Origin of the sequence: Bradyrhizobium glycinis (genome assembly GCF_016031655.1) — a bacterium.
GTDB lineage: Bacteria > Pseudomonadota > Alphaproteobacteria > Rhizobiales > Xanthobacteraceae > Bradyrhizobium > Bradyrhizobium glycinis.
Genome location: NZ_JACCHQ010000024.1, coordinates 49,463 through 65,681, shown reverse-complemented (window position 1 = coordinate 65,681; position 16,219 = coordinate 49,463). Strand labels below are relative to the sequence as shown.

The following is a 16,219-nucleotide window of genomic DNA, read 5'->3' as shown; positions in this document are numbered from 1 at the left end:
GCGCGGCGAACGCGCGCTACTGCGCCTCGGCGATCCTCGGTCCGGGTGACGGCATCTGCGCGCTGGTTGCCGACGGCCGGCTCGACGGCGACGCCGGGTCCGGCGATCGGGATGCGGCATCGGGCGGCGCACCCTGGGACGGTCGACGCGTCGCATTTGTCGGAAGCACGATCACCTTCGCGCCGACCTTCACCCGCTCGTAGAGGTCGACGACGTCCTCGTTGGTCAGGCGGATACAGCCGGACGACACCCGCTTGCCGATCGTGTCGGGCTTGTTGGTGCCGTGAATTCGATATTCAGTCTCGCCGAGATACATCGCCCGGGCGCCGAGCGGATTGCCGGGGCCGCCTGCCATGAATCGCGGCAGATAAGGCTGACGCGAGACCATCTCCGCAGGTGGGCGCCAGTCCGGCCATTCGGCCTTGCGCGCCACAGTCTGCTCACCGGACCATGCAAAACCTTCGCGGCCCACGCCGATGCCATATCGCATCGCCTGCGTATCGTTCAGGACGAGGTAGAGGAATGTGTTGTCGGTATCGATGATCACGGTGCCCGGCGTCTGGCGGCTAGCATAGTCGACCACCTGCCGGACCAAGGCTCCGGGACCATCCGCGTCGGTTTTGGGCGGCTCGACCAGCGGCGCCGGAGCCGGAATCGGAGCAGGAGCCGGCGCTGATGCATGAACCGGAGGCGCCACGTAGACCGGAGTTGACGATGCCATCGCCTGGGGCGCGGACGGCTTCCGCACCGGTTGAACGCTCGCCGGGGGAGCCAGCAAGCCGTACCCCAATGCGGCAACGGCCACGGCGCCAATTCCAACTCTCGCTGCCATCGGCAGTGCGATCGTCTCGACCTTCCGGCGTTTGGCCCGCTTGCTCATGTCCTCTCCCAGGTCGCCACGCCCAGGAGAGGTACCCCGCAACATTTAAGAAACTTCGAAGCGACTTCGCTGAGGCTGGAACCGTCGGCGATGGTTAACGCCGGCCGGGACCACCGCTTGATGGATCAGGCAGGCGACATGAACGCCGCGGTTCTCGCGAGGCCGTCGAACGAAGAGGCGTCATTCATCCTTTTGCTTTGGCTGCTCCTGCTTGCGTCCAAGAAACGTGTCGGGCTTCGACTGCCGGAGCAGGTCGAGCGACTTGAGCGACAGCTTCCGTGTCTGCTCGATCGTCTGGCGGAAATATTGCTCAAGCCACAAGCGGGACGGTGGGCGCTGATTCATGTGGCGCTCCCTCGCAGTGCAGGCGGGAGCGCTCTCGGTCTCTCAGCCACCGACGCCTACGGGGCGTGCCTCGGCCGGTGATACGTGTGAACCCTGTGAATGGATCCGGTTCCGAGAAAAGGCGCCGCGCGACAGGCGATGACCGCTTCATGCGCGAGACCGGAGGATCGATGCCGGCGTGCGCAGGCATCTCGTCAGCTACACAAACCAATCATGCACCGGATGGTGATCAATGCCTTTTGCGTGATCGACCGCGCCTTGCTCCGCGTGCGAATGGCCAATCAGGTCCGCATCTGGGATCAGCGACAGTTCAATATGTCCGGCACGGTGCGGGCCATGTTCTGCCGTTTCGGCTCCGTAGCCATTCGCACGATGATCCGAATCCCTGGCCGGTGGCATATCATTCTTGAAATGAAAGGAATCTCCGCCCCCGGGCGCGGCAGCCGTTTGTGCCGGACCGGCGTCATGGTTCGCTTGGCCGTTGCCGCCAGCCTTTTGGTCCGGCTCCGCATGCAGATTTTGAGACCCGTTTGAATGCGCCTGGTGCAAGTCACGCTGCGATTGGCCGGAACTGGCATGGCTTGCCGGTCCGTCATCGTCGGCACGCTGCTCGGCAGCGGCGGAACCGGGCTCCGAAGCGCGATACGATTGCTCATGATTGGAGTCGTGTCCGGCTGAGTCCTGCTTGGCTTGATGCTGACTGGCTGCTGCGCTGTCTTCTGAGTCCTGCAAATCACGCTGCGATTGTCCACGCGTGGAATCGTCCCCCGCCGGGACGAGTTCGGCGTGCTTCTTGCCGGCTGCGGCGCCGCTCTCCGAAGCGTGCGATTGCCCTTGATCTGCTGCGTGGTCCGGCGGCGCGTGCTCGGCATTCGGCTTTCCTGCTTCGGCGCCGTTTTCCGAGACCTGAAAATCACGCTGCGATTGTTCATGATCGCGTGCGTCTATCGCGGTCGCCTGTGTCATGCCGTGTTCGGCATTCTTCGCGCCCGTTGTGGCTGCCTGTTCGAAGCCACCATCAGCACTCAGCGCGTCGATGGCACCGGATCCGATGTGAGGGTTATCGCTGACACTGAAGCCGTCCTCGCGGGCGGCCGCATCGATGATCTGAACCTCGTCGCCTCTGGCCATGGCATCGGCTCGGGCAGTCTCGAAGGCGAATGATTCATCGTGTATGTCGGGATCGAGCCAGGGCAGCTTGTCGAAGCCGTTGAGGCCGGGCCTGCCGGGACTATTGAGGGCGACCAACTCGCGGGGGGCGTTCGCGTCAGCCCACGCAAAGACATCGCTCGGGCTATCCCAGGCATTGAACGCCTGGGCGTGACTGCTGAGGAGCGAGACCCCGACTGCCGTCATCATGAACGTGCCGGCGCTGCTCAGGCCCGCCCTTGAAGGGGTGAGTGTCGGCACTGTGATCGTGCTGTGGGCAATATCGGCTCGGGATTCGATGAGCTTGCTCGCCCGCGTCGGCATGTCAGCCAGCGAATTCTCGACGCGGACGGCTTTGGCCGTTTTCCCCGAAGCAGCGTTCGCCCTTTGGGGGGCAATCTTGATGGTCATGACCGCGCCGGTGCCATCTGCGGTCATGACCGTGACAGTGTCTGCATCCGCAGCATCGACTTCGGTCGCGCTGGCGGATCGAACGTCCTCGAGCGCTGCCCAAATCAGAGCTGCAAGCGCGCCGACCCCGCCGTAGAGGCGCGACAGGGTGAACCTTGCGAGTTCCGTCCGGTTCTTGATGCCAAGCTGCGCAGCGATGTGATCGATCCGCGCCTGGATGGTGCCTGTGGTGGCCTTGAGCTGACGCGCAATCTCCTTGTTCGACATTCCGCTGGCGACCAAGCGTATGATCTTGTGTTCCTGGTCCGTCAGCGCTGCCAGTCCATTTTCGCCAAATTCGCCATTGCCGGCCGTCGCATGGTGCGCGGTCGGCGCCACCAGCCTGAGGGACTGCAACAGGTTCTCGGGCTCCTCGCGCATCGGTATAGCCGTACAGGCACCCGCTGCGATGGCCGCAGCAAGATCACCGCGCGCGATCGATGCGGTGTAGAAGACCAGCCGTGTGGGAAGGCTTTCGGCAATGGCGGCGGCGAGCATTGCCGAGGCCGTCACGTCGGAAAATCCGTCCTCGACCAGCGCGACATCCGGCGTCAACGTCCGGACGGCTTCGAGGCAATCGGCTCCATTGATGCAGGACGCAACGATCTCGAAGTCACGCTCCGTCGCAAAGAGCGTCGCAAAACCCTGCAAAACGATCGGGCGGCGATCTGCGATCACGAGTCGGATACGACGCATCTGCTCTGGCTCGCCCGGCGTTCCCGTGTTGATTGGCCCAGCGAAGGCGACCTGGCTTCAGCCGCGTCACCTTCGAAGAGCAGCGCTGCAACGCGCAACACCCCCCTTGGTTCCGCGAGGTATGAAGCCCAGGGATGTCAGTACGGAGCAGCGGATGGGGTTCGGCCCATCCTGATTCTTCCGATGCAGCCATCCTGCTCCTGTTTTGCCCGACGGTGCAACCGTTCGCAAAACCAGCAGAATGCGCCGCGGTCATTCGAAGGATCGTGCTCGCCGGAGCAGCCAAGGCCGCTGCGGAGGTCTATCCCGTCTCGTCGAGCTCTAAGCCGTTGATTTTGTTGCCCGCCTGACCGACGATCAGACCTTCTGCCTCATCGGCACGTGGTCCAGCCAGGATGCGCTGGTCGCGGCACGATCGGCGATGATCAATATCCTCGACAGTTTCAGGTCGGTGCTCGAGGACCAGGGCAACGGAAGAAATAGTCCCCGAGCGATCTTGAGCGCAGCGCGGGCGGACCTACAGCCCAAAGCCTTGGCCAACGTCGCGTATCAGCCTCAGCGCGGCGTCAGTATTGCGGCCGTAGAAGAGAGCGCGATCGAGCTGCGAAAGCATGCTCATTCCAAAAAGCGCGATAGCATGCCTCTAAACATGGTTGTGGACCGGGTTGAACGATGCTGCAAAAGTTCAAAACGGCCCCAGCCGCAGGATTGGGGTAACAGCCGGGGCCGGCATTCCCATTCCAATGTGCCGCAATCGGCGGTAATCGGCACGCGCCCAGCTAGTCACAAGAAAGCTAACGAACTGTTTCGCTTGTCTCTGTCGGGCGGTCCAGCGCCGCTGCGTGCTCCCGAGTGTAGCGCAGCGGTGACACTCCAGGCCCGGGCCTCGTCGCGAGCGGACCATTGCAACTCGCAGAACTCACATTGTTTGCAACAATATCATTCCGACGACGGTCACAAGGAAGCCGATTGCCGTCACTGCGGCGAAGCACCGCTCTACGCTATCCATGAACGCAACCCCCGCCAAAAGAATAGTTCAGCTTTTTTCGTGATGTACTCTGCTATTCCAACCGCTGACTGGCTCGTGCCCCGCAAGGACGTTGAGACCTCCTCCAGCCAGAACAGCACGCTCTTAAAAAGTGAGAGCTGGCTTCCCTCGTCGAGGGGACTTGAGCAACCGAAAGCGCTCATGCCGCCATACCGTGCCGATTGCGTGGTGCTCGCATCATCTCCGATTGCTGGGAGCGAGAAGCCAGATGTGCACGGTTTGAAGTGATCGCCCACCGCATCGTTAGCTAAATGCTCCCAATACTCAGCTTCGGCGAGCAGTTTCCAACTTCGATCGGGATGATGCGCGGCGGTCTGACGGCACAGCGATGCCATCGCGCGCAAGCGACGCACAGTATCCATTTACTCCTCCCGTTATTCTTGTTTTTTTGCACTCTATTTTTTTCCACCCTATTTTCTATCTTTGCGTCGGAGTCATCATAGTTATGACTTAGAACCAAATTTAGCTCCACGAAGCGCTTTTCTTTCGTTGCGCCTGCAAATCGCGCCTCGATCACAATCAGCGCAATCCAGTACATTCATTCGCGATCAATGATCGGCCCCCCGGGCAAAGCGTTCCTATCGAGCATGCAGTATTTGCACTGCAAAGGTCCGTCATGGCCGTAATTCTACGAGATTGCGCGCCCGTAGTGTTTGGCGCCTACTTCCGATTGTTTTTATGACGATTAGCTTTCTTAGCGAGAGGTCATGAGCGTTAAAGCCATGATGGGCGACGATCCTTGAGAACCAACTGACTTTGCGCGGCGTGCATTCACTGACGTCATCCGACTACGAAGAAATCGTAGAACATTTGGTCGAACAGCCGAGAGAGCTCGAGCTTGGCTGGCCGCTCGCGAATTGGAGCCGTGTGAATTCAGCAATTCGGACTGGCTCGAATGGATGACCTGGTTTTCTGCATGACCACGCAAAAATGTATGTATGAACGATCATCACCAGTGCGGTCTCCGGTCAAAAATTGATCTGAAAGTTCAAGCCGCCATATACGCCTTTGCCGTAGTTGCTATCGCTGACATAGCCGAGCGAAACGCCCGTATTCATGCTGCCGACGGTAAACCCGGTAATGTGTCCTCCAAGTCGAAGCTGGTTGTAGGTCCAACTGCCTGAATAGGCCGCTTCAGGTCCCACAAAAATATTGGGGGCGATTGCAATGCCTGTCTTGCCCTGCGCGTAATAGAACTCGGATGCAGTATTGTAGTGTGCTTGGACATAGACCATCGTGTGGTCAGTTGGCTTGCCGTACAGCGAAGTGAGCACCTTCAGTCCGTACAGCTGCGCGTCGGATCGCGGCAAGCCAGGCGCGGCATAGACGTGACTGTTGACGCCCGTCACCCCGGCGGCGACAAGCCATGACCAGCCGTTCGGGGTGAATTGGTATCCCGCGAGCAGATCCAGCGTTGCATCGAGCCCGACGCGTTTCTGGCCGTCTTCGACAAAGCTGTAGCGGCGGGCTGAGGCAATGCCTTCCACACGCCAGCCAGGCTCCCACAAGGTCCCGAACGGAGAATACAAGGCCGTAAGGTCAGTGTAAAAAGCGCCGTAGGATGCAAAATCGCTGGTGCTCTGCAGGGAAAGGCGCGGCGCCTCCTCTGCGGCTGCGAGGCCTGCCAAAGTAGCCGTCAAGACCGAAGCGAAGCCCTTTAGCAACTTCACCGGCGTCGTCCGACGGCATGTCATCGGTGAAATGCCATGTGATTACACCTGAAGGCTCGACTGCTTAGCAAGCGCCGTCGCTTCTCCGCGCACGTAACGGCCGGTTTTTCGCACCGAGATACCAGCTCTGATATCTTCGATGGCATCGCGCCATCCAATCAGGCGCGAGATTCCATACAAGAGAAACGCGGCATTTGCTGCAGAGAAGCCAGAGAGGAGCACGCTACCTCCCCACAGATTGGCTGCAGCCGAAACAAGGGAAGTAGTCAGAAGACCGGCGAGGAAGATCAGATGGGACGGCGGCGCTGCGGTCCGGCCCTCGATCTTGGGAGTGCGGGCGAACGCACTTTTGCGCCCAGTAACTATTTGCTCCAGGGATCGGTAGACTCCAGCGAGATTAACAGGCACGAGCAACAGCGTCAGCGCATAGATCCGCACCGCATCCGACCATTTGTATCCGCAACGGAGAAGGTCTCGTCCATACAAGAGGTAATACGGCGCCGCAGCCAGCGGAAACCAGATGTTCGAGAATCCCTCGCCGAAGGGAATCACGAGAAGTAACAACAAGCCGACATTGGCGAGCGCGGGAGAGATTAGGTAGTGAGACCGAACGAATGTTTCGAGGCCACCCGCGCGGGCCGGGCTGCGATCACGCCAATGCGCAAGAAGGCTCGGTAATATGATCAGGCCGCCATTTGCCCAACGACGCCGCTGAATGACAAGCGCGCCGAAGTCAGGAGGCGTGGCGCTATATGCGAGCCGTTCGGGATGATTGTGCAAGCGCCATCCCTTTGCGACGAGGTCAATCGTCGAGCCCGTATCTTCAATAAGCGTTTTGTCTTGGATAAAAACGGGCACGGCATGACCACGCTCCGTCGTCATGGCTTTGATGTCGTGCAAAGCCGAATGGCGTAGCACCGCATTGGCGCCTACCCAGAAGGTTGCGTTGTAGGCAGTAAATCCTTGATGGACGAGGTATTGAATATCGGTCGTTGCAGCTGCAACCCGCTCCAGCATTGAAGGTGGATTCGGATAAGCGGAGTACGGCGTCTGTGCAATGGCGATTGCTGGATCTGCCTGCATAATGGAGACGAGCTTGCCGATATAGTTGGGCAGGATGATACTGTCGGCGTCAATGGTGAGGACGTAATCTGCCGCTGGCACAATGAGGTCTGCTTCGCCTTCGGGACAGTCTTTGAGAACCGGCCTGCCATCAGATCCCTTGGATACCTGAAAGGCGCGTCCAATCAGGCCAATATAGCTGTTGAGGTTCATGGCCTTATTCGGCGCATGAGAGAGGTTTCCAAATCGCTTGCGCTCGAAACAGCCGATCGGCACCTCGAAAAGGCTGACCAAACGTCTGTACTCGGAGCGAATGCGCTCAAGATCGAGGTCCGCTGGATTGCGAAGAGCGTCGGCAAGCCTCCGATATTCGGCATCGAGCTGACCGATGACTTCGCGAGCGAAAACTTCGTCTCCATGAGCAAACACGGGCTGAGAACGCTCCGCGTAAAGCAGCCCCAGCCCGCTCACGAAATCAGCGGCTTCTACGTAGAGTCCGGCGAGGACAATGCCCTCTTTCTCCAGGGAAAAGTCGGTCGAGGCACGGCGAAGGTTGAAGTCATCGGCGGCCGAGTGAAATCGCTGCGACACTCCACGGAAAAGATCATGCAGTTCAGAGACCAGAGCGCGCGCGGCCTCAAGTCCCGCCAAATCGGCCCCCTTGCTCGTCGGTGGATCGTCAAGGAGCAACGTGATTCGCCGATTCGGATGCTCGGAAAGAGCCGCCGACAAAATCGTCTGCATTATAACCGGGATCTGCTCTTTATAGGACGGTATGAGGATGCTGATCCGTGGCGCTTCCGTATCTTTGGCCGGGCGGCAGTGGTTTGCCTCCTCGCGGTGGGTGGCATGCCGTCTGATCTCGCCAAGTCGCGTCAGCTGATAAACGATGTTCCCATAGAACAGGCTGATCACGGCAGCACAGAAAACCAACGTTAGGAAGGCTTTCTGCAGGAAAGGGCCATTGAAGGCCGGTTCTAATCCAGAAAGCACAGTGGTGAGGCCAAGCGCAAACGCGAGCGTGCTCACGCCCGCGGCGAAGCGGGTCAACAGGATCTCGTGCTTCATTTAGGAATGATGCCCCAGTGATGCGGAAGTGCGGTGATGACGGATTTGCGGACGTCAAATGCGAGGTGAAAGGTGACGCAAATGCGGCCCGGTTCGTGGGAAAAAGTGGCAATCCCCGTGCATTTTACGGCATCCGCGTCTTTGAAAACCAAAGTCCGGCCGCCGCATCACGAGCGCTCAAGTTGCTGGAAGAGGCCGTGCAGTTGAACCCGAGATCTGCATCGGCATCAGGAAGAACGGGCAAAGCGCGTGTGGACATCTATCAGCCACTTGGAGTTTGGGATCCTTACGGCGCTGAGCCGCTCGCGCAAACAGCCGCCGCTATCCAGCCGCCTGCCAAGTTTGGATCGACTGCTAGCGACGTCATTCGGCGATTTTCGCTTTGGGTCAAAAGCGCCGTTTTGACCGGCCGTCGGTCGCTTCCGGTTTACCCCCGACTCCGGACAACTCGCCGCGACGCACTAACGGAAGCGATGGGCCATGAGTGGGCTGGTCTACCCAGCTGCGTCTGTTTCTCCGCGGCGACTCAAGGCAAAGCTAGCGTGGCGGGGCGCCGCCGACGGCGGATTTATTGGCTTGCCGATGCCGCAGCACTCGCCACGTATTTCGTGTAGAACTCGGCGACCCGGCCGCGCCACATACCGACGAACGCCTCCGACGTCACGTTGTCCACCGATTTCCAGGTGCGCTTGAAGGCCGGAAGTGCATTGCCCCAAATCGCCCGTTTGCACCACCTCTCACCCTTCTCCTTGCCTTCGCTGGTGGCGCACATTGATTTCCATGCGGTGCGAGCGGGCCGGCTGATGTGCTCGGCGGCGCCTTCCCAGCCCTGCTGATGGATCAGGTAGAGATCGCTCATGTCCGGCTTGCGGTGCGTGATCCACTCGAACTGGACGCCCTCGGTAATGATCTTGTAGGCGGCCGCAACGGCGTTATCCCGCGGACTGCGAATCTGCCCGAAGCCGAATTTGCCGAACTCATAATGGCTCAGCTGAAACAGGCCGATATACGAGCCGGTGCGTTGATTGGGGTTGAAACCGGATTCGATCTTGGCGACCGCCATCATGAAATTGACATCGAGACCAAACGCGTCGGCAGCGCGTTTGATCTCCTCAGTCGGCGTTCCCACCGGAATGTCCTTGAACGCACGCAAGACGATCTCCGCGGGTTTCTCGGCGGGCGGCAGTTCGGACCAGACGTAGTAAATCAGATGACGGAAATCCTGCGGCGACGCCGGTTTCGAAGCACCGCTGGACGCATCGCGTTCCGCCGGCAGCGATTGGACGACATCCTGTCCCAACGACGCCAATTTTGGCGCGACGGGTTCAGGGGTGATCTCGGCTTCGGTGCTTAGCGGCTTGGCGCCTGCTGACGTCACCGCGACAGGCTCTGCTCCTTCTGCCCGAAGCGCTGCCGCAAGTCTTGCGGATGCCTCTGCGTACGCCGCAGGCGTCACCACGTTCGCAGGAGCCGACGTGCGCGCTGCAGCCGGTATGCTCGCTGCCGCTTCCGGCAGAACATCGGGCAACGTCGCGGCCGGCCTGTTACCGGCGGCCAGAAAGAGTCCCACGGATGCGAGAACAGCCACGATGCAGCTGGTCTGCCAGACCTTCATTGCCCGAAATTCACCGATGGCTTCTGTATGAAGGCTGTTGGCATGGTCCTGCGGCCTGTGGGTGAGTACTCTTCGTAGAAACTTAAGGTTTAAATGTGGTGAACGAGAGCAGGGCGTTGTGCCTCGCGCTCGATGTGTCCCCTTTGGGTCACAGCGGCCCCTGGCGGGGAGACGCTCGGGGGGCTATGGGTCATGAGCGCCCTTCGTAGTGCCGGCCGGCTGCTTCCGGTCTACCCCTATGACCCGACAACCAGGACGCTGCCTAGACTTCGCGGATGGGCCAAGAGCCGAGGTCGGCTTCACAGGCAATAATCCGGTCATTAGCTATTGCTGTTGATGAACTTGGCTATCGTATCGACAGCCTCGGCCTGGATCCCAAAGTAGCCGTGCGCCGCTTTGCCGCTCGGATATTGGCCCCGGCGTAACTCCTCAGCTAATGTTGGTCCGTCGTTCGGTTCGATTGGAGGATTTTGGATGGCTGACGCTCGATGCAGCTGCGGTGCAGTCACGCTCTCGCTTCCGGAAGAGCCATCCAAGATAGTCGTTGCTTGTCACTGCCTCGACTGTCAACGCCGAACCGGCGCGCCGTTCGGTGTCGGGCGCTTACTACCCCGACGAGGTTGTCATCATCTCGGGAATCTCAAAGAAGTTTACGCACGCTGCCGCAAGCGGTGGGGAAATGCATAACTATTTTTGTCCACAGTGCGGCACAACAGTCTATTGGAAAGTAACCAATTTGCCTGCGCTGATCGGCGTTGCAGTGGGCACGATGGCGAATCCAAATTATCCAGCGCCAGTTATCTCGGTTTTTGAGCAATCGAAACATTACTGGGTTCAAATTGACGGCGCCATTCAACATTTCCGGGAAAACTACGTCGCGAAGGGATCAAACTGAGGCTACTCGCCTCTGCAACGGGCCCATTTCCTGCCATTTAGTGCGGGATCGAAAGGTCTAGATGACCAAGCGATTTGCCAGATGATCCCAGCCGCTTGCTCCATCCTCATTGAAGAGTTTGCGTTAAGAACTCCCGAATAAACAAGCGAGCTTGGTTGGTTGCAGCCTCGTCGTAAGCGAGAGTCGGGTCTTTTCCAACGCAAGCATCGTTATAGGTGAAGGGCTTCTGTGTCTCACGATTAATTATTGTATGGTCGCTATCCTCCGCCAAGCGGCACCGGCGCACCACAATCGCCCCCCTCGACACTACGGGTGTCTTGAAGACCGGAACATCGAAGTTGTGATGTGCGCCTTGATACTCAATCAGCGTGGCGTCTTTGCCCGCTTTTGCTAGTCGATCCACGTAGCTGCGACAGGCGTCAATGGAACTGTAGTTATCCTCCGTGCCAATGAGGATGCGAATGGGCTTGCCAGCCACGTCGCCGTCTTTGAGATATGTCGTCGTGCAGTCCGGATAGAAGGCAACGTGTGCTGAAAAACGCAAGTTATTGGCCGGGCCGAACGTTTCGTACAGCACATTCATGGCCGAGTAGAGTGCTGCCTGACCTCCTCGCGAGAAACCCATGATAGCAATGCGGTTCGGGTCAATTCGCGGGTGCTTGGCCAGTAGGTCGAGAGCCCGATAGGCGTCGACAACCATGTTGAGGCGGCCAAGTTGCGCTTGATCATTCACCGTCGTGACGATCCCGCGTCCTGAGAAGCTGTCGACTACAAATGAAGCTATGCCGAGTTGGTGTAACTCCTTCGACCAATCCTCCATCCATGCGGCGATACCGGCTGAGCCATGAAGTAGGACCACAGCAGGCAACTTTTCAGTTTTAGTTCTTGGGATACGCAACTCACCCGCAATAGTGACCGGTTGCCCATCTCTTCGACCAGCCAAAAGCTCTGGGTCTTTGAGAGTGACAGACGTGATCGGATAGACTTCTATTCGTGGCATTTGAGCGTTGGCCGTTAAGACCGTTGCCGCAAAAATCGACGCTGTAGCAATTCCTGTCTTCATCGCGCACTCCATCGAAATCTCATAGGCACTGGCAGGCCTTCGAAAGGCAGCTAAGGGCCAAAGGCGGACGTTCAGAACGTCCTGACAAATGGTCCCCGGAACTGACTTCTCGCTCGAAGCGTCAGGGCGGCCTTCTCCGCGTCGTGCGGGAAGATCCATTCCGCCGCCGACATCCAGGCCCGCAATCTTTGCGACTGTGCGGGATCGCCCACAGATCGGTAGAACCGGCCGGCCAATCGTGAGGCGGCCTGCACCCGGCTGGTCCGCTTCCATCTGAGATCCTGATACGCCTTGAGGCGCGCCGGAATCTCGTTGCGTTTGGCGTGCTCCAGAACGACGGCAAGCGCGAAGGCATCCTCATGGCTTGCGCGGCGCCCTGCCCAAAATGCGGTACCATCGGATGGGCGGCGTCGCCGAGCAGTGTCACATGTCCGCGCGACCAATACGGCAATGGCGGCCGATCGTAGATACCCCAGCGAAACGTATGCTCGAGCGCGGCAATTAAATCTCGGACCGGTGCATCCCAGCTCTCGTACTCGGCTGCGAGAGCCCTGAGATCTCCCGGTGCGGACCAGGTCTCTTCCATGTCATGCATGGTCGGGACGAACGCGACGATGTTGATCAGCCGCCCCTGCGACACCGGAAAGCAGATGAAGCTGCGGCCCTCGCCCATCCACATGTGCAGGCCGCGCAGCTCTGCGCCCCATGAAAGCTTTTGCGAGGGCACCAAGCCGCGATAGGCCACGATGCCTTCACTCTTTGGGTGCGCCGTCAGCCCGATGTGCCGCTGGACCACAGAATGGATGCCATCCGCACCGATAACCACGTCCGCACCGTAGACCATGCCATTGGCAAAGGTCAGTCGCGCTCCGCTCTGCGTAGCTTCGACGGCCATACAACGATGTCCGAACCGAACTGATCCCTTCACGGCGCCAAGAAGCATCTCGAGAAACTCGACGCGGTGAACCTGATAGCTCAGGACGGTGGGGGAGCCAGTGGAGATAGGCTCTCCCATTGACGTCCGTCGCGTTAGTCCCTGGCTCCTCGTGGTGATCTTCTCGAGCTCGCCGCAAAGCGCCGTGCGGTTGAGCAAGATGAGCGCATTCGGTGGGATGGACAGCCCGGCCCCGGCCTCTCGCGGCGACTCTGCGCCTTCGAAAACCGTCACGGTCATGCCCCGCGCGCTCAGCGCAACCGCCGCAGATAATCCGCCGACCCCCGCGCCGACGATTGCGATGTTCAGCCTTTCGGCCATTCGTTCAACCCACTTAGCCGAGCATTCGATTTCGCATAACGATGAATCGTCAATTGCCGACGACATCATCGAGCAGCACCCACCTGGTACCGTCGAAACGCGCCATCCTGGCCTTTCTCCAGCCGATCCGGCTCGATGGACTAACGTTGATGGTGATGCCCGGCAGAAATGTCGGCAGCTGGAGCTCCTGGATGTTAGTGGCCTGCTTGATGAGGTTCTCCCGCGATAGGTCGTGACCGCATTTCTTCAGGACCTCGACGATGATCTGAGCTGTTGCATAGGGGAAAATGGATTCCTCGACATCGTCGTTCGGCGCCCACTCCTTCATAAAGGCTCGAAACTCGCGCATGCCGGCATCGTCGTCCCACATCGGGTCTTCAGATGTCTTCAGCCAGAACGCGCTGACCGCCCCTTTCGCGGCTGCAAGTCCTGCAGGACGCAGGACGGCTGAAATGCTGCTGACGCCGGACAGAAGCACATGCTGGACCTTCCAGTTCAGCTCATGCGCCTTGCGGATGGCCTGAGCGGCAAAGCGCGCATTGGCGGCGTGAAACAACGTATCGGCACCGGAGGCCTTAAGCGCGACGATATGTGAGTCGACCGTCGGCTCCATGATATCGTAGGCAGCCTCTGCGACCACCATCGTAGAAGCGCGGGACCCGAGAGCGGCCTTAAGGCCGGCCAAATTTCCCTTCCCGAGATCGTCGTTCTGATAGATGACGGCGACTTTCGCATCAGGCTTGGTCTTCAGCAGATAATCGGCGTAGATCTTGGTCTCGACCGGCTGCGGCATCATGAACGTGGTGGTCCACGGCAGGTTCTCGGGATCGTCGAGCTTGGGCGTGCTCGCGAGCAGCAGGATCTGCGGAACCTGCTTGCTGTTGAGGTACTTCGCCACCGCAAGGTTGGTCGGCGTGCCGATCGATCCAACGATCGCCAGCACGTCGTCGTCCTCGACCAGCTTGCGTGTCTGCTGCACCGTTTTGGCCGGCGTGAAGGCGTCATCGAGCGACACGAGCGTCACCTTGCGGCCGTTGATGCCTCCGGCCGCGTTGATCATTTTGAGATAGGCCGCCTCGATCCGGCCGAAGCGGCTCAGCGACGAGATCGGTCCGCTATAGGGAACCGTCTGGCCGATCTTGATCTCAGTATCGGTGACGCCAGGGCCGTATTTCTTGTCCGCTCCGGCAACGGGTGCAAGACCGGCGATCGAGAAACTGAGGGTGGCAAGGATCAGGGGCCGGATCATGGGAGGACGCACCTCGGTTTGGCGGCTTCGATAACGTTTTGCTATCCCGGACTGTAAGATGATGCTGTAGAATTGTCGCTGCGTCCCGAAACTTTGCCGAAATTTTCCGAAAGAAGTTCACGAGCAGCCTTGTTGAAGTCGTCACACCATTCGATTGTCGTGGGCGACCGGGTCGTGGACCTGGCAAGTGAAACATTGCGGGACAGGTGCGGCGACGTCGTCCCCCTGCGTCCGCGCGCCTGGGCAGTGCTGCGGCTGCTTGCGGCACGGGCGGGGCAACTAGTGGGCAAGAACGAGATCATGGATGAGGTCTGGTCGGACTGCGAGGTCACGGAGGATTCCCTCATTCAGGCGATCGGCGACATCAGGCGAGCTCTGGGCGACGGCGGCAGATCGGCCCTGAAGACACTCCCTCGCCGCGGCTACATGTTGGTGGCCGATGAAAGGCCGATCGATACAAAAGTCGTCTCAGGCAATACGCCGCAGCCCGCCGGTATCGAAGAGCTATCGGGATATTCGTCAACGCCGCATCTGTCGATCATCGTCCTGCCTTTCGCCAATATCGGCGGTGATCCTGCGCAGGACTATTTCGTCGATGGCGTGACCGAAAGCCTAACGACAGATTTGTCGCGCATCGCCGGCTCGTTCGTGATCGGCCGCAACACCGCGTTTACGTTCAAAGGAAAACCGGTCGACGCCAGGCAGATCGGCCGCGACCTCAACGTGCGCTACGTGCTGGAAGGCTCCGTGCAGCGTGGCAGCAACCGTTTCCGCCTGAATGCGCAGCTCATCGATACCGAAACCGGGAGCCATGTTTGGGCGGACCGCTTCGATAAGCCGGCGGCCGAACTATTGGACATGCAAGACGAGATCGTGTCCCGGCTAGCCAACACCTTGAACGCGGAGCTCATAGCCGCCGAAGCGCGACGCGCGGAACGATCACCCCGCCCGGACGCGATGGATCTGTATTTCCAGGGCCGCGCGCTCCAGAACAAAGGCGTGACGCGAGCGCTTTTGACTCAGGCCAGGGATTTCTTTGCGCGATCCCTTGCACTCGATCCCGGCAGCATCGAAGCGGCTATTGCCGCCGCTCAGGTCGACGTGTCCGTGGGATCGGCCTTCATGGCCGATGACGTCAACGTGCACTTTGGCGCCGCAGAGGCGGCCTTAAACAGCGCGTTGCTTCATGCTCCCAATCATCCCAGAGCGCACATGCTTCTCGGCGCCGTGCAGATCCAGACGAATCGTATCGACAATGGTATCGCCCAATGCCGGCGGTCATTGGTGCTCGATCCAAATCTGGCCGATGCACATGGGTTTATTGGCCTCGGCAAGTATCAATCGGGACGAAGCGAGGAGGTCGAGGGGCACATTCAGGAGGCGCTCCGGCTGTCTCCGCGTGATACGCGCGCTTTCCTGTGGTACATGTTTGTTGGGCTGGCCAAGTTGAGCGTCAACGCAGATCGCGAGGCCCTCGATTGGTTTGGCCGGAGCCTCCAAGCGAACCGAAATCACGCGCTTTCTCATTTTCACTTTGCGACCGCCCTGGCCCTGGTGGGAGACCTTCAGGAGGCTCGATCGATCGCTACAGCAGGACTCGCACTCGATCCTGGCTTTACGATCCGTCGCTACCGCATCAACGCCAAAGGCGACAATCCAATCTATCTCGCGCGACGCCAACGCTGCTTTGAGGGTTTGCGCCTAGCCGGCGTGCCGGAGGGGTGATCCGCAAAAAAGAAGGCTGTTCAGGCAGCCGCAAATCTCCGCTCCGGGT

11 protein-coding genes and 1 pseudogene are annotated in these 16,219 nt (G+C 59.6%); 2 read left to right on the top strand and 10 right to left on the bottom strand.

The annotated features are described in order from the left end of the window. Positions 1-16 precede the first annotated feature (16 nt). From HZZ16_RS28160 to HZZ16_RS28130, 7 genes are all read right to left on the bottom strand, one after another. The gene (locus HZZ16_RS28160) at positions 17-880 is read right to left on the bottom strand and encodes a L,D-transpeptidase (protein ID WP_197953085.1); all 864 of its coding nucleotides are present in this window, start codon (positions 878-880) and stop codon (positions 17-19) included. A 180-nt stretch (positions 881-1,060) separates the two neighbouring features. Next, complete coding sequence (locus tag HZZ16_RS28155; protein ID WP_197953084.1) at positions 1,061-1,225, bottom strand: hypothetical protein; 165 nt, start codon at positions 1,223-1,225, stop codon at positions 1,061-1,063. Between the two features lie 198 nt (positions 1,226-1,423). Then, positions 1,424-3,520: a LuxR C-terminal-related transcriptional regulator gene (locus tag HZZ16_RS28150; protein WP_197953083.1), complete on the bottom strand. Its 2,097-nt coding sequence runs from the start codon at positions 3,518-3,520 to the stop codon at positions 1,424-1,426. Between the two features lie 996 nt (positions 3,521-4,516). Then, positions 4,517-4,930, bottom strand: a complete 414-nt coding sequence (locus HZZ16_RS28145) for a hypothetical protein (RefSeq protein WP_197953143.1) — start codon at positions 4,928-4,930, stop codon at positions 4,517-4,519. A 606-nt stretch (positions 4,931-5,536) separates the two neighbouring features. Next, positions 5,537-6,238, bottom strand: coding sequence for a cellulose biosynthesis protein BcsS (bcsS, locus tag HZZ16_RS28140; RefSeq protein ID WP_197953082.1), 702 nt, complete (start codon positions 6,236-6,238; stop codon positions 5,537-5,539). Between the two features lie 42 nt (positions 6,239-6,280). Beyond that, positions 6,281-8,368 (bottom strand): glycosyltransferase family 2 protein, encoded by a 2,088-nt coding sequence (locus HZZ16_RS28135; protein ID WP_197953081.1) that lies wholly within the window; start codon positions 8,366-8,368, stop codon positions 6,281-6,283. 568 nt (positions 8,369-8,936) lie between these two features. Next, on the bottom strand, positions 8,937-9,983 hold the full coding sequence (locus HZZ16_RS28130; RefSeq protein WP_197953080.1) for a transglycosylase SLT domain-containing protein: 1,047 nt from the start codon (positions 9,981-9,983) through the stop codon (positions 8,937-8,939). A 474-nt stretch (positions 9,984-10,457) separates the two neighbouring features. Here HZZ16_RS28130 and HZZ16_RS28125 point away from each other — a divergent pair. Further along, positions 10,458-10,878, top strand: a pseudogene (locus HZZ16_RS28125) (GFA family protein). A gap of 106 nt (positions 10,879-10,984) precedes the next feature. Here the strand turns inward: HZZ16_RS28125 and HZZ16_RS28120 are convergent. The 3 genes from HZZ16_RS28120 to HZZ16_RS28110 all read right to left on the bottom strand — a co-directional run bounded on the left by HZZ16_RS28120 (position 10,985) and on the right by HZZ16_RS28110 (position 14,445). Continuing rightward, positions 10,985-11,941, bottom strand: a complete 957-nt coding sequence (locus HZZ16_RS28120) for a dienelactone hydrolase family protein (RefSeq protein WP_197953079.1) — start codon at positions 11,939-11,941, stop codon at positions 10,985-10,987. A gap of 121 nt (positions 11,942-12,062) precedes the next feature. Next, positions 12,063-13,196, bottom strand: a complete 1,134-nt coding sequence (locus HZZ16_RS28115) for an FAD-dependent monooxygenase (RefSeq protein WP_197953078.1) — start codon at positions 13,194-13,196, stop codon at positions 12,063-12,065. A gap of 49 nt (positions 13,197-13,245) precedes the next feature. Continuing rightward, positions 13,246-14,445, bottom strand: a complete 1,200-nt coding sequence (locus HZZ16_RS28110; RefSeq protein WP_197953077.1) for an ABC transporter substrate-binding protein — start codon at positions 14,443-14,445, stop codon at positions 13,246-13,248. 129 nt (positions 14,446-14,574) lie between these two features. Here HZZ16_RS28110 and HZZ16_RS28105 point away from each other — a divergent pair, with 129 nt between their 5' ends. Then, complete coding sequence (locus tag HZZ16_RS28105) at positions 14,575-16,170, top strand: winged helix-turn-helix domain-containing protein (RefSeq protein WP_197953076.1); 1,596 nt, start codon at positions 14,575-14,577, stop codon at positions 16,168-16,170. Positions 16,171-16,219 lie beyond the last annotated feature (49 nt).

What these genes read in the sequence shown, in the direction of transcription:
- HZZ16_RS28160 (WP_197953085.1), bottom strand. Translation starts at nt 880, where the DNA reads ATGAGCAAGCGGGCCAAACGCCGGAAGGTCGAGACGATCGCACTGCCG.
- HZZ16_RS28155 (WP_197953084.1), bottom strand. Translation starts at nt 1,225, where the DNA reads ATGAATCAGCGCCCACCGTCCCGCTTGTGGCTTGAGCAATATTTCCGC.
- HZZ16_RS28150 (WP_197953083.1), bottom strand. Translation starts at nt 3,520, where the DNA reads ATGCGTCGTATCCGACTCGTGATCGCAGATCGCCGCCCGATCGTTTTG.
- HZZ16_RS28145 (WP_197953143.1), bottom strand. Translation starts at nt 4,930, where the DNA reads ATGGATACTGTGCGTCGCTTGCGCGCGATGGCATCGCTGTGCCGTCAG.
- HZZ16_RS28135 (WP_197953081.1), bottom strand. Translation starts at nt 8,368, where the DNA reads ATGAAGCACGAGATCCTGTTGACCCGCTTCGCCGCGGGCGTGAGCACG.
- HZZ16_RS28130 (WP_197953080.1), bottom strand. Translation starts at nt 9,983, where the DNA reads ATGAAGGTCTGGCAGACCAGCTGCATCGTGGCTGTTCTCGCATCCGTG.
- HZZ16_RS28120 (WP_197953079.1), bottom strand. Translation starts at nt 11,941, where the DNA reads ATGAAGACAGGAATTGCTACAGCGTCGATTTTTGCGGCAACGGTCTTA.
- HZZ16_RS28115 (WP_197953078.1), bottom strand. Translation starts at nt 13,196, where the DNA reads ATGGCCGAAAGGCTGAACATCGCAATCGTCGGCGCGGGGGTCGGCGGA.
- HZZ16_RS28110 (WP_197953077.1), bottom strand. Translation starts at nt 14,445, where the DNA reads ATGATCCGGCCCCTGATCCTTGCCACCCTCAGTTTCTCGATCGCCGGT.